The organism is Chromobacterium sp. Beijing (assembly GCF_021496765.1).
Lineage (GTDB): Bacteria > Pseudomonadota > Gammaproteobacteria > Burkholderiales > Chromobacteriaceae > Chromobacterium.
Genome location: NZ_CP053750.1, coordinates 2,340,670 through 2,352,770, shown reverse-complemented (window position 1 = coordinate 2,352,770; position 12,101 = coordinate 2,340,670). Strand labels below are relative to the sequence as shown.

The window sequence follows — 12,101 nt, the reverse complement described above, 5'->3', positions numbered from 1 at the left end:
GGGGCCGCCGCATTGTTTCAGCCTAAGAACCGGTTCATGGCCTGCCGCGCGTCGGCGGGATGGATGGACAAGAGCGTTGAAAACCGCTCTTGCTCGGGCGCTTAGGCGGGGAGAGCCTTACTGCAATACGCCGTTGATCGTGTAGCGCAAAGCGCCGCTCGCCGCGGGAACCGCCTTGCTGGCCAGCGTTTTTCCGCCGCAAACCACTTTCGTGTTTTGCGGCTGCAAGGCGCTGGGCACGTTGACGTGGAATTTGTTCATCACCTCGCCGTTGACGCGCGTGCTTTGCAGTTTGAACTTCAGCTGCCCGCTGGCGGTGTCGACCTGCAATTGGCATTGCGCGGAGGACGCCGACGCGCCGTCATCCGGGTAGCTATAGCCGTAAGCGCCGCGCAGGGCCGGGTATATATAGGAGGTGAGTTTCATCTCCGGGTCGTAATACCCCAGCAAGGTGGTGACCGGCACGCCAAAGCGCTGCGGCTTGCGGTCGGTTTCAATGGACTGCGTCTTGACCCACAGCCGGCCGTCGGACACGAAGTGATTGTCCCCGCTGCGGCCCGTTATCGTAAACGTCTGGCCGGGCGCCAGCAGGCTGGTGGCGTAGGTGGCGCGGTTGTCTATGGTGATGAGCTTGCCCTTGTTGGCGGCGCTGGCCGCCGGCGCCTTGACCTCCCGCGTCCAATAGCCGTCTTCCATCTTGATCAGCGCGCGGTCGGCCTTGCCTATCGCCTCGGCGAGATAGGCCTCGCTCAGTTTTTCCAGCGGCACGGTCGCCGTGTCCGGCGCGATCCGGTGAGGGTAGGGCTGCATGCTTTGGCTGGACGCGTTCCACAGGCTGAAGCCGGTGGCCGAGGCGGGGTCGAACACCGGCTTGCTCTCCAGGAACTGCTGAATCCGCTTGGCCACATAGGGCGTATACAGCGTGAAGCGGTTGACGGCGCTCATCGGGCTGCCGCCGGCCATGGCGTCCAGGCCGTAACTGCGGCCGGCGAAGGGCGTCTGGCAGGGCTTGCCTTCCGGCATGCAAGTGTCTTGATTGCTGACGACGCCGCTGAAGTTGGGAAGGAAGCGCTTGAGGTCCGCATCCCAGCCCCAGCTGGAGTTGATGGCCCCGGCGGGACGGTGAACCGAACCGTCGAAACCGCCGACATAATGGCCCAGACCGTAGTTGTGGCCCACTTCGTGGCTGAACTCGTTGCCCAGGGACGCGTCCAGCGTGACCACGCCGCCGCCGCCGGAGCCGCCGTGCACTTGCACGCCGTTGGCGTAGCGGCCCTGGCTGTTGTGCGCGGTCAGCAAGGCGGCGGTCAAGGGGAAGTCCGCCCCGCGGCCGGCCGTGCTGTTGACGCCGTAATTGGCGTAATTGATGCCGGTGGAAATCAGTTCCTTGCCGATGTCCTCCCGCATGGTGCCGGTATGCCAGCCGCCCTCGCTGGGGTCTTGTTGAGTCAGCCGGCTGCCGTCCGGCAGCATCACTTCTTTCAAATGGACGGGTTCGTACTGGGCCACCAGCAGTTGATTGAGCGGAACGGTTTGCAGGTACTCGCGATGCGCGCCGGGATCGTTGGCGAAGGCGAAAGCCCGGCGCGGCTCCACCAGCATGCCGATGTCTATGGTGTTGATCAGCAGCTGGGTGGCCGGGCCCACTTCAAGCTTGGCCAGGGTGCCGGATTTCGCCGCGTGGCTGAACTGCAGGGACATGCCCGGCTTTACCCAGGCGGCCGGCAGGACGGCGCTCCAAAGGTTTTGCGCGTAGACGATCCGGTTGTTGTCCAGCTCTCCTTGGCGGAACCATTGGCCGTTGACGTATTTGAACAGCAGGGTGTCGCCGCGGCTGACGTCCACCGCGCGCGAGCTGTAGCGCACCGTGGAGCCGTAACCGGCCTGGGACTGGAAGCGGATCATCTTGCCTTCGAAGGAGGCGTCGGCGGGCAGATAGGCGGTCTTGACCCAGCTGCCGTCCGCGGTCTGGATATTCACCATGGCGTTGGCGCCGAGCTTGCCGCGCAGGAAGGCGCCGTTGGGGTCGTCGAGCTTGGCCAGATCGGCATTGCTGCTGATGGTGGTTTGAGCGCCTGACGGCGGCGTGAAGTCAATGCCGCCTTCCGGCGCGCCGTCGACGAAATACGCCGTCTTGGGCTGTTTGTCGGGCGGATTCAGCGACAGCGTGCCCAGCGTGGCGCCGCTCTTGTCCTTGACGGCGACTTGCAGCGGCTTGTCGGCGCTGATGGCGGAAATCGGACGCAGCATCAGCAAGGCTTGGCGTCCTGCCACCAAATGCGGCTGGCTGTCTCCGGCGACGCCGGAGCCGGCCGGCATGATCTGGCTTTGGGCGACGGATACCTCGCCTTCAAAGGCGCCGCTTAGATCATTGCGCGGCGCGACGGCGTTGAACGGCCAGGCATTGGCGACGGCGGCATAGCCGGCGGCCTGCCCGGCCAGCTGTTTTTGCGCGTCGTCTTCATTACAGCCAAATAAAGAAACCCCGATCAGCAGACTTGGAATAATAGCTAGGCGCATGTTCTCTTTCCCTTATATGAATGAGGGTGGTTGACATTTGGATCCATAGCCGCGCAGCTATCAGCAGTGACTGGACCTTATGCGGTAAGTTTCTGGACGGGGGTGGTTTTTGTGAATAATGCCGGTTATTTTAACGCGGCATTTTGTTTTAAAGATGACTGTATTTATTGGTTTTTTCGTTGTGGATGCTTGGGGGTTAATTGCGGCGTGGCGGTTTTCCGTCTGTTTGATCCCGCCGTGTTTTGGCGGCTTGATCGTCCCAGGTTTTAAAGGACGGCGGCTTGTTTGATGTGAATAGAGAGAGCGGTGTTTTCTTGGCTTTTATGGAAGACGAAATTGTTCTTTCATTGATTTTCCGGCGGTTTGATTGTCAATGAAATAATGGCAACGCCAAGAGGCTTAGCGATGACAGCAGCGCTTCCTTACGGCGTTGAAACCCGCTTCAAAATGCTCATGCGACAGGTGTGGATTCCGCTTTCTCCTCAGCGGTTTTCGCCTTGTCTCGCTTGTGCTAGCGAGACTTTGAACCGGCTCCAAGGCCCGCCTCCTCTTGGCGTTCGGCTAACCGAATAAAGGCCGGCCGCCGGGCGGAGACGTCGCAGGCCGGTTCGGCCGCCGCGGGATGTGAAGGGCGGTGCGGTCTTGGACTCAGTCCAGCTCCGGGTCTTGCTCCACCAATTCCAGGCGCGCCACCACCGCGTGCGGCGGCAGCAAGGTGCCGGGAGACAGCACGGCGTTGGCGCCGATGCGGCTGTGGTCGCCCACCAGGGCGCCGAATTTCTGCGTGGGCAGGGTCCAGGCCTGCTGGCGGCAGCGCAGCGTGATGGTCTTGTCGCGGCGCTCGTTCCAGTGGTTGGCGATGACGGCGCCGGCCTCCATATTGATGTCCGCGCCCAGCACGGAATCGCCGACGAAGTTGAAATGGGCCAGCCGCGAGTAGGGGCCGATGACGCAGGTTTTGAGTTCGCAGCCCGGTCCCACCGTCACGTCGTTGGCCAGCGCCACGCCGCCGCGCAGATAGGCGTGGGCGGCGATGCGGCAATTGGGACCGATCAGCAGCGGGCCTTTGAGGACGGCGCCGGCTTCGATCGAGGCGCTGCGGTGGATGGCGATGTCGCCGTCCACCGCCCAGTGCGCCGGGTCCAGCAAGGCGTTTTGCCGCGCCAGGCTGTCGGGCAGCCGGCCAAGCCAATGCCACGGCGGCTGGGCGCGGTCCAGCCAGGGAAAGTGGGTGAGCAGGTCGGCGAACAGCTCGGCGGCGAGGGCGGAGGACATGGTTGAGCCTGTTGCGTAAGGAGATTTGTATTGTAGGGCCGGCGGCGCGAGGCGGCCAGAAGGCCGGCCGTCGCGGCTTCAGATTTCGTAGACCCAGCTGATGGAGTCGCCGGGGCGCTCCACTTGGGAGGATTCCAGGCTGAACAGTTCCATTTTGCGCAGCGGCGGCGAATACAGATGCAGGGTGACCAAGTCTTCGCCGTAGGGCTGGAGGTTGGAGATCTGGTGGATGTCCAGATGGCTGTTGACGGTCAGGCTGCCGCTTTCCAGCCGGTGGGACTCCACCGCGTACACCAGGCCGTGATCGGTGCGTTCGAACACGGTTTCGGTGGCGGCGCCTTGCAGCACGCGCAAGCCGCACAGGCTGCCGCGGTGGTTGTGGATGCGGCTGCGCTGGGTGCTGCGCCAACAGAGCAGCAAGAGTTCGCACCAGGGGCTGAGGTAGATCTGGTTGCGGCGGTAGCGTTCGTCGCTGAATTGGCGGAAGGGCTGCAAATCGTCCGGGCCGAGTTGCAGCGAATCGTGAAACAGCCGGATCTGCTCGATGTTCAGATTGGCCTGGTAGGCGTCCAATTGCCGCAAGGAGGCGGCCAGGCTGGGGCTGAGGGGGAAGGCGGACTGCGCGGCGGCGCATAAGGTGTCGTTCATCGGTTTCTCCTTTGGCCGGCGCGGACGCGGACAGTGGGTTCTGTCCGTCGGGCTGGAGCGCGGGCGGCGTTTTTCTGACTGGGCCCGCGCCGGCAAAGTTCGCGGCGGCGGGGCCGCGGCTATGGATTCGGTATAGCCGATGGGGCCGCGGCCCGGCTGCCTGAATGGGCAGGTTTCAGCTGCTCGGCGCGCCGGACGCCTCGCCGTGGCGCCGCAGCGCGGAGCGCGTGCGGCGCAGGCCCAGGGCGATGGCCAGCGCCAGCAGCGGCACCGCGGCGGCGGTGGCCAGCTCCACGTTGAGCGGCAGGCCGGCGGCCTTGGCGCCTTTGAGCAGATAGCCGATCAGGCCGGCGCTGTAATAGGTGATGGCGGCGATGGACAGCCCTTCCACGGTTTGCTGCAGGTGCAGCTGCATGGCGGCGCGGCGCTCCATCGAGGTGAGCAGCGCCTGGTTCTGCCGTTCGCGGCGGATGTCCACGCGGGTGCGCAGCAACGCGGTGGCGCGGTTGACCCGCGCCGCCAGTTCGCGCTGGCGCGCGGCCACGGCGCGGCAGGTGTCCATGGCCGGTGCCAGGCGGCGTTGCATGAATTGCTGGAAGGGCTGCAGGCCGTGAATCCGGCGTTCGCGCAGCTCGGCGACGCGGCTGCGGACAATGTCGTAATAGGCGAGGGAGGCGTTGAAGCGATGATCGGTGCGGGACAGCGCGTTTTCCGTCGCGCCCGCGAGCTCGGTCAAACGGTGCAGCAGCTGGGGCTCGCTGTCGGCGCCGGCGCCGCTCATGGCGCCGGTGAGCTCGGCCAGTTCCTCGTCCGCCTTGGCCAGCTCCGGGGCGATGCTCTTGGCCACCGGCAGCGCCAACAGGGCCAGCATGCGGTAGGTTTCCAGCTCCAGCAGGCGCTGCAACATGCGGCCGGCCTGGCGGCGGCCCATATAGAGGTCCGCCAGCAGATAGCGGGAGAAGCCGTCCGGGTGGATGCGGAAATCGGTGTAGGCGCGGCCGGCGCCGTCGCCTATCTCCGCGCCCGCCAGATCGTGGCCGTTGAAGCACTGAGCGGCCAGATCCTCGATGCGCAGCGGCAGCGCGCCGGGCGGCAACAGCGCGGCGTGGGCGGCCACCAGCACATTGCCGGGCAGCAGCGGCAGCCAGGCCGCCGGCAGCGCTTGCAGCGCGGGTTGGGCGAAGGGGCTGGTTTCCGCGCCGTGGGCGAGGATGGTGAAGCTGGAAAATTCCCCGTGCCGCTCCCAGCGCACGCGGCCAAACGCGGCGTCCAGCTGAAACTGGCCGGTCCCGACGTCGGGCGCCGGCTGTCCCAGTTGCAGCGCCAGTTCCCGGCATAACCAGTTTTCCTGTTCGCGGCTGATGTGGCGGTGCAGATAGGCCAGATAGCTGACGCGGTTGTCGGAGGCGATCTGCAGCGCGGGCCTGGCGTGGGCTTCGCGGTTGAGTTGCCGGCGTTGCGGATGTTCGTTGAGGCGGAGGCGGGGCGGATCGGAGAGTTCGGCGGTCATGGCGGGCTCCGGTTGCGGGCGGGCAGTCTTCAGCATAAAGCGTTTTATGTTGCAATGCAGCATATTTTGACGCCGGATTGTTTCGCCATGAATAAAGGGCGGCCGCGGCCGCCCTTTAGTTTTGTTCTCGGTCTTTAGATCCGTGTTTTGCCCGCCTAGCCTTGGGCTGATCACTGTTCAGCTAAAACCCCTGAGCCTGCGATGCGCCCCCTTGTCGTACGACGGGACTGTAGCTTCGCGGAAACGTTGTGTTAGCTGCGCGGCTACAAGGTCGTCTGCGTCGGCGCGCTGGGGCTGGGCTTATCCACGAGGTTTTGTTCGCGGCTCTGAATCGGGCGCTGGCCTGCTAGGGCTGGCTGGCGACGGCGTCCGGCGCGACCAGGGCAAGCGTCTTGCCGTGCCGCCTCATCAGCAGGTAGTAAGTCGATAAGCCCAGCCCGCAGCCGATGAACCAATTGAAGTTGGCAAGCGTTTCCCATGAGCTGAAGGTAATGATCAGGCCAATGAGCACGGAAGGGGCCAAGGCGTAAAGGGCTTTGGGGTTGACGCCGTTTTGATACCAGTAACGGCCTCCGGGCTGATTGCTGTAGAGGTCGTCGACGTGGATGACGCGATGACGGATGAGGTAGAAATCGGCAATCAGGATGCCGAACAAGGGACCGATAAAAGCGGCCAGCACGTCCAGCGTATAGTGGATGACCTGAGGGGAGTTGAACAGATTCCAGGGCGTGATGAAAATCGAGGCGAAAGCCGCGATGAAACCGCCGGTCCGCCAACTGATGTGCTTGGGGGCGACATTGGAAAAGTCGAAAGCCGCGGAAACGAAATTGGCCACGATGTTGATGCCGATCGTGGCGGTGACGAAAGTGAAGCCTCCCAGCACGGCGGCCAGCGTATTGTCGATCTTGCTGACGGTTTCGATGGGGTCGGTAATCATGCGGCCGAATACGGTCAGGGTTCCGGAGGTGATGACCACGGTGACGATGGAAAAGGCCAGGAAGTTGACCGGCAGGCCCCAGAAATTGCCGCGTTTGACCTCTTTGAACGTTTTGCCGTAACGGGAAAAGTCGCCAAAGTTGAGCATGGGGCCGGAAAAATAGGAGACCACCAGGGCGGTGGCGATCGCCATCTGACCCAGGGCGAGGAGGCCCTGATGGCTGGTTTCGCTCAGCGTGGGGCTGATATTGGCGGGGCCCGCCCGCCAGACGACCCACGCCGCGAGCAGCAGCATGACGGCGTATACCGCGGGGCCGGCCCAATCGATGAATTTGCGGATGGATTCCATGCCATGCCAGAACACGATGGCCTGCAGCGTCCACATAATCATGAATCCCAGCCAGCCAAGGTAGGACAAGCCCAGCAGACTGCCGTGGGCAAGAACTGCGAGCTGAGGGAAGAAGCGCAGCAGTATGATGTTGAGCGCGCTGGAAGCCAGGAAGGTCTGGATGCCATACCATGCCACGGCGATCAGCCCGCGGATGACGGCGGGCACGTTTGCGCCGTATACGCCGAAAGACATGCGACAGACCACGGGGTAAGGGATGCCGGCTTGCTGGCTGGGTTTGGCCACCAGGTTGCAGAATAGGTTGACCAGGCAGATGCCGATCAGCAGGGAGAGCAGAACCTGCCAGACATTGAGGCCTAGAGCGAACAGGCTGCCGGCAAACACATAGCCTCCAACGCTATGCACGTCCGACATCCAGAAGGCGAAGATGTTGTACCAGTTCCAGTTCTGCTGCTTGAGAGGTCCGAGGTCTTCGTTGTATAGCCGGTCGCTATAGCGGGCGGGGTGTTGCTCTGACATAGGGTGACTCCTGATGGGGTGAGTCGCTCCTTTTTTGTCTACGATTTTTTTATTTTCGTATACAAAATAAAGGATGATTTACTAGGGTTTTGCAAGGCTCCATGGCTGTCCATGGCCTAACAAAACATCTCTGCAGCAAACCACATGCCAATCCGCTGATTTTAATGATTTTTTCTTGTTGAACACTGATGGCGCATTGTATTTTGCGTTTTTTGTTGTGTACAATATTATTGTTGATTGTGAACAATTTTTGTTGTTTTGATGGTCGGCGTCGTTTTGCGCCGCGGATGGGACAGGGAAAGGGAGGGGAGGGTGTCGGAGCGCAGCAAGGAGGAGGACGCGGCTTTGGATGAGGTCGGCGCCAAGGATGCGTTGGTCTACGAGCATTTGCTGACGGCCATTTACGAGGCGCAGTTGCCGCCGGGCACTAAACTGCCGGAGGATGCGCTGGCGGAGGCGTTTGGCGTCAGTCGCGCAGGGGTGCGCAAGGCCTTGCAGCGCCTGTCGATTGCGAGGCTGGTTGATTTGCGTCCGAATAGAGGGGCTTCGGTGGCGGAGCCGACGGTGCAGGAGTCGCGTGATGTTTTCGCCGCCAGAAGGTTGATCGAGTGCGGCGCTTTGCCGCTGGCCATGGCCAATTTGCGCAAGGAAGATCTGTCCGCGCTGGCGGACGCGCTGCGGCAAGAGTGCAAGGCCCAGCACGAGCAGAACCGGTCGGCGGCCATTACGTGGTCCGGCGCCTTTCATCTGCGGCTATTGTCCATCGCCGGGAATCAATTATTGACCGATATCCTGCATGAATTGATTGTGCGCAGCTCTTTGATCATTGCCCGCTACGGCGCGCCGATTGCCGGTTCATGCCGCCATGCCGATCATCAGCAGATTCTAGAACTGATGGAGAACGGACAGGCGGATGAGGCGGTGGAATGGATGCGGCGTCACCTCGACGCCGTGGAGGGCAACTGTCGGTTTGAGGAAGAGAGCGCCGGCGGGCCGGATTTGAAGGCGGTGTTGCACGGTATCGCCAAGCGGCGCAGCGGCCGATAAATGGCGTTTGCGCATGGAGCGTGCTCATGAAGATTTGCGTGATTAATCCTAATACGACCGCGGATATGACCGAGCGTATCCGTTTGGCGGCGGTGCGGGCGGCCAGGCCTGACACTTTGATTGTGGCCAGGAATCCAGAGGATGGACCGGTGTCGATCGAGTCGCATTTCGACGAGGCGGTCAGTGTGATCGGGGTGTGCGAGGAGATCAGGGAGGGCGCGCGGCAAGGCTACGACGCTTACGTGCTGGCCTGTTTTGGCGACCCCGGTTTGAACGCGGCGCGGGAACTGGCGCGCGCTCCGGTGGTGGGGATCGCGCAGGCCGCTTTTCAGATGGCGTCCTTGATCGCCACGCGTTTTTCGGTGGTCACCACATTGGGCCGAACGTGCGTGATCGCCGAGCATTTATTGCATAGCTACGGCTATGCCCATCTTTGCCGGCGGGTGCGCGCCGCCGAGGTGCCGGTGCTGGATCTGGAGCGAGAGCCCGATATCGCTTACCGGCTCATCGTCGAGGAGGCGCGCAGGGCCCGAGACGAGGATGGCGTCGGCGCCATTGTGCTGGGGTGCGCCGGGATGGCGGATCTGGCTCCCCGTATCGGAGATGCGATCGGCCTGCCGGTTGTGGAAGGGGTGGGCGCGGCGGTGGCGTTGGCGGAGTCGCTCGTCGCCCTGGGTCTGCGGACCAGCAAGACGGGCGACCTGGCGTTCCCTCCGCCAAAGCATTTTTCCGGGCGCTTCGCCGCTTTTTCGCAATAGCGCGCGGGCTCCAATGAAAACAGGGCGGCTCCGGCCGCCCTGTTGGTTTGGCGCGTCGGTTTCAGTCCGGCAGGTTCAGCGCCGCCGCGCCCTTGGCGTCGAACCAGGCCACGCCGCTGCCCAGCATCGCCTGGCCGTTGCGCACGAACAGATTGTGCGCCATCGCCTGCTTCAGCTGTTCCAGATAGGCGGGAGTGAAAATGGCGCTCCACTCGCTTTGCAGCTGGCGGGCATTGGCGATCTGGCGGCTGCCGCCCTTGTGGTTGATCCGGAGCGGAAAGTGCACGTAGCGGCTGGCCTGCTGGGCTTCGCCGGCCAAAGCGGCGCGCTGGAAGCCTTGGACTTTGGCTTCGAAGGCGGCGTCGCTTTCTTCGGTGACGTCCTGATACCAGCGGCCTTCGGAGGCCGGCGCCATGTCGCCCATGGTCAGCGCCACCGGCAGGGTCTTGGCTTTCAGCGTCCAGTCGCCGTCCAGGCCCACGCTGTTGTCGAAGCTCAGCGGCTGGCCGTCGGCGCTGCCGTTGCCTTTGAAGCGCAGCTTGAACACGCCGCCGCCCGGTTCGCTGAGTTGCAGGATCTCGCCTTGCAGCTTGCCGCGCAGCGGGATGTCCTTCAGATAGCGGCCGTAGAAGTAGTGGCCGCCGCTGAAGGTTTTGCCGTCCTTCACCAGTAGGCTCATGCCTATGCGTTCCTGTCCCAGCGTGCCTTCCAGATTGACGCGGTCGATGTCGTCGGCGGCGTGGGCGGCGCCGGCCAGGCCGGCGAGCAGGGCGGCGGCCATCAGGCCGCGGGATGCGAGTTTGAGCGCGGTCATGGGATGTTTCTCCGTTAACGGGCGATGAGGCGTTTGCGGTAGCTGGCGCGGTCTATTTCCTGGATTTCCACGCACAATTGCACTTCCATGCCCGGCGGCAGCGCCGCGCTGTCGGCCAGCGCCTGCAGGCTCAGTTCGGACAGACGCTGTTTTTCCTCGGGGCTGCGCCCGCTGAGTATGGCCAGTTTGGCGTGGACGAAGCCGCGCGGCAGATCGTGGACGCCGATGCGGCAGGCGTCCAGCGCCACGGCGCGGCTCTTGATGTCGGCTTCTTCGAAGTGGCCGCTGGCCAGCAGCGCGCGGTTGATGTCCAGCAGCGCGTCCGCGGCGGCGAAGCCGGCCAGATTGCCGCTGTACTCCAGTGTCAGATGGGGCATGTGTGAGCCTGTGGTGTTGCGCCGCCTTCCGTGTGCGCCGGGAGGGCGATGGAATGGTTGCGCGGCGGTCGATACGCCATTGTATTGCAACGGCTCAGTGTACCCAAGCCCGGGACGGGAGAACAGGGGCGCGGCCGGCGGCGCGCCCGGCGCGATCAGGGCTTTTTCGCGGTCCGGATCAGGCTTTGGATGTCTTCGGGCTGGATGATCTCGTGTTCCAGGCTGCGGCTGATCAGCTCCAGCAAATAGGTTTTCTTGAATACCGGGGAGCCTTCCCATTCGCTGCCCGGCTGTCCAAGCACGCTGGACTGGGTAATGATGGCGGGTTCGCCGTCAATCACGTCCAGCGCGAATTCATCTTCTGAAATTCTCATTTAAGCGCTTTCCTCTGCATTGCGTCGTGGCGGGCTTTTGCGTCGCGTTGATTGTTCTTATTAATATTTTTCTTCTTTTAAATTTATGGTTCGCGAGTATCTTGCGCCTGCCCCGAATGATATAGTGTTGCAAAATTATTATATTGTCTTTTTGTTTAAAAGAGTAGTGACGGAATTACAAAAGATAGTCTGATAAAAACAATATCGTTTGATGCTTGCGCCGGGTTTGGCGCTTGCGTTTAAAATGGGCGTGCATGTTTGGACGTGAAATTAAAAATGGAATCGAAACGGATTCGACTTGCATGGAGGGCTGAATGAGCAGGGCGGTGTGGAAAGAAGAGGCCGAGAATGGCGCTTTGTTGAGCAAGGCGTCGAAAAACCTGACGTGTCTGATGGGGCGCGCCGGCGTCGACGCCGCGCAATTAAGCGAGGCGATAGGCCTGGGCGTGGCGACGATCAACAATATCAAGCGCGGCGTGGGCAATCCCACCTTGCTGACCTTGATGGAGCTGGCCCGGTTTTTCGATGTCAGGCTCAGCGATTTCGTGGAGAGCGATCTGGGACGCGAGGCCGGCGACAGCCCCGCGGCCATGGCGGTGCCCTTGATCAAATTCACCGAACTGACCCTGTTTTTTGACGGAATGATTATCGAGCCGGAACGGTATTTTGTGGATGCCGCCGGTTTTGACGCCGCGGACGCGTTTGCGGTGTTGTTGAACAATGATTCGCTGTTTCCCGGTTTTTCCCAGGGCAGCGTTTTCATCGTGGCCCGGCAGGAGCGCCCGGCGGACGGCGATGTGGTCTTGGTCAGCATGGCCGGCCAGCAGCCTTGTTTCCGGCGGGTGTTCATCGACGGCGAGCATTGTCTGTTTTCAAGCATTTCCTTGATGCACGATTTGCAGCCTTTGGTGTGCCGGGATTTCAAGGTGCTTGGCGTGGCGGTCAAGGCGATTAAGACTTTTAGCGCAGGATGA

Annotated in this window: 11 protein-coding genes; 3 read left to right on the top strand and 8 right to left on the bottom strand. The window is 62.4% G+C overall.

Translation table 11 applies throughout. The features are described 5' to 3' along the window. Nucleotides 1–117: 117 nt before the first annotated feature. The 5 genes from HQN78_RS10855 to HQN78_RS10835 form a co-directional block, all read right to left on the bottom strand. A complete protein-coding gene (locus HQN78_RS10855; RefSeq protein WP_235089467.1) occupies nucleotides 118–2,520 on the bottom strand; it encodes a M66 family metalloprotease in 2,403 nt (800 codons plus the stop codon). A 648-nt stretch (nucleotides 2,521–3,168) separates the two neighbouring features. Then, entirely contained in the window at nucleotides 3,169–3,795 is a 627-nt protein-coding gene (locus tag HQN78_RS10850; protein WP_107800293.1) for an LpxA family transferase, read from the bottom strand. Between the two features lie 78 nt (nucleotides 3,796–3,873). After that, complete coding sequence (locus tag HQN78_RS10845; protein ID WP_107800292.1) at nucleotides 3,874–4,443, bottom strand: cysteine dioxygenase family protein; 570 nt, start codon at nucleotides 4,441–4,443, stop codon at nucleotides 3,874–3,876. Nucleotides 4,444–4,618: 175 nt separating this feature from the next. Next, the gene (locus tag HQN78_RS10840) at nucleotides 4,619–5,953 is read right to left on the bottom strand and encodes a DUF3422 family protein (protein WP_235089465.1); all 1,335 of its coding nucleotides are present in this window, start codon (nucleotides 5,951–5,953) and stop codon (nucleotides 4,619–4,621) included. 346 nt (nucleotides 5,954–6,299) lie between these two features. Continuing rightward, a complete protein-coding gene (locus tag HQN78_RS10835) occupies nucleotides 6,300–7,757 on the bottom strand; it encodes an NCS1 family nucleobase:cation symporter-1 (RefSeq protein WP_235089462.1) in 1,458 nt (485 codons plus the stop codon). Between the two features lie 261 nt (nucleotides 7,758–8,018). Here HQN78_RS10835 and HQN78_RS10830 point away from each other — a divergent pair, with 261 nt between their 5' ends. Both HQN78_RS10830 and HQN78_RS10825 read left to right on the top strand, forming a co-directional pair. Then, on the top strand, nucleotides 8,019–8,804 hold the full coding sequence (locus HQN78_RS10830) for a GntR family transcriptional regulator (RefSeq protein WP_107800290.1): 786 nt from the start codon (nucleotides 8,019–8,021) through the stop codon (nucleotides 8,802–8,804). Between the two features lie 26 nt (nucleotides 8,805–8,830). After that, entirely contained in the window at nucleotides 8,831–9,562 is a 732-nt protein-coding gene (locus HQN78_RS10825; protein ID WP_227107562.1) for an aspartate/glutamate racemase family protein, read from the top strand. A gap of 61 nt (nucleotides 9,563–9,623) precedes the next feature. Here HQN78_RS10825 and HQN78_RS10820 read toward each other — a convergent pair whose 3' ends face one another. The 3 genes from HQN78_RS10820 to HQN78_RS10810 form a co-directional block, all read right to left on the bottom strand. Next, entirely contained in the window at nucleotides 9,624–10,376 is a 753-nt protein-coding gene (locus HQN78_RS10820; RefSeq protein ID WP_227107563.1) for a hypothetical protein, read from the bottom strand. Between the two features lie 14 nt (nucleotides 10,377–10,390). Further along, the gene (locus tag HQN78_RS10815) at nucleotides 10,391–10,753 is read right to left on the bottom strand and encodes a 5-carboxymethyl-2-hydroxymuconate Delta-isomerase (protein ID WP_235089461.1); all 363 of its coding nucleotides are present in this window, start codon (nucleotides 10,751–10,753) and stop codon (nucleotides 10,391–10,393) included. Between the two features lie 155 nt (nucleotides 10,754–10,908). After that, nucleotides 10,909–11,127, bottom strand: a complete 219-nt coding sequence (locus HQN78_RS10810; RefSeq protein ID WP_107800286.1) for a hypothetical protein — start codon at nucleotides 11,125–11,127, stop codon at nucleotides 10,909–10,911. 314 nt (nucleotides 11,128–11,441) lie between these two features. Here HQN78_RS10810 and HQN78_RS10805 point away from each other — a divergent pair, with 314 nt between their 5' ends. Next, nucleotides 11,442–12,101 (top strand): helix-turn-helix domain-containing protein, encoded by a 660-nt coding sequence (locus HQN78_RS10805; RefSeq protein WP_107800285.1) that lies wholly within the window; start codon nucleotides 11,442–11,444, stop codon nucleotides 12,099–12,101.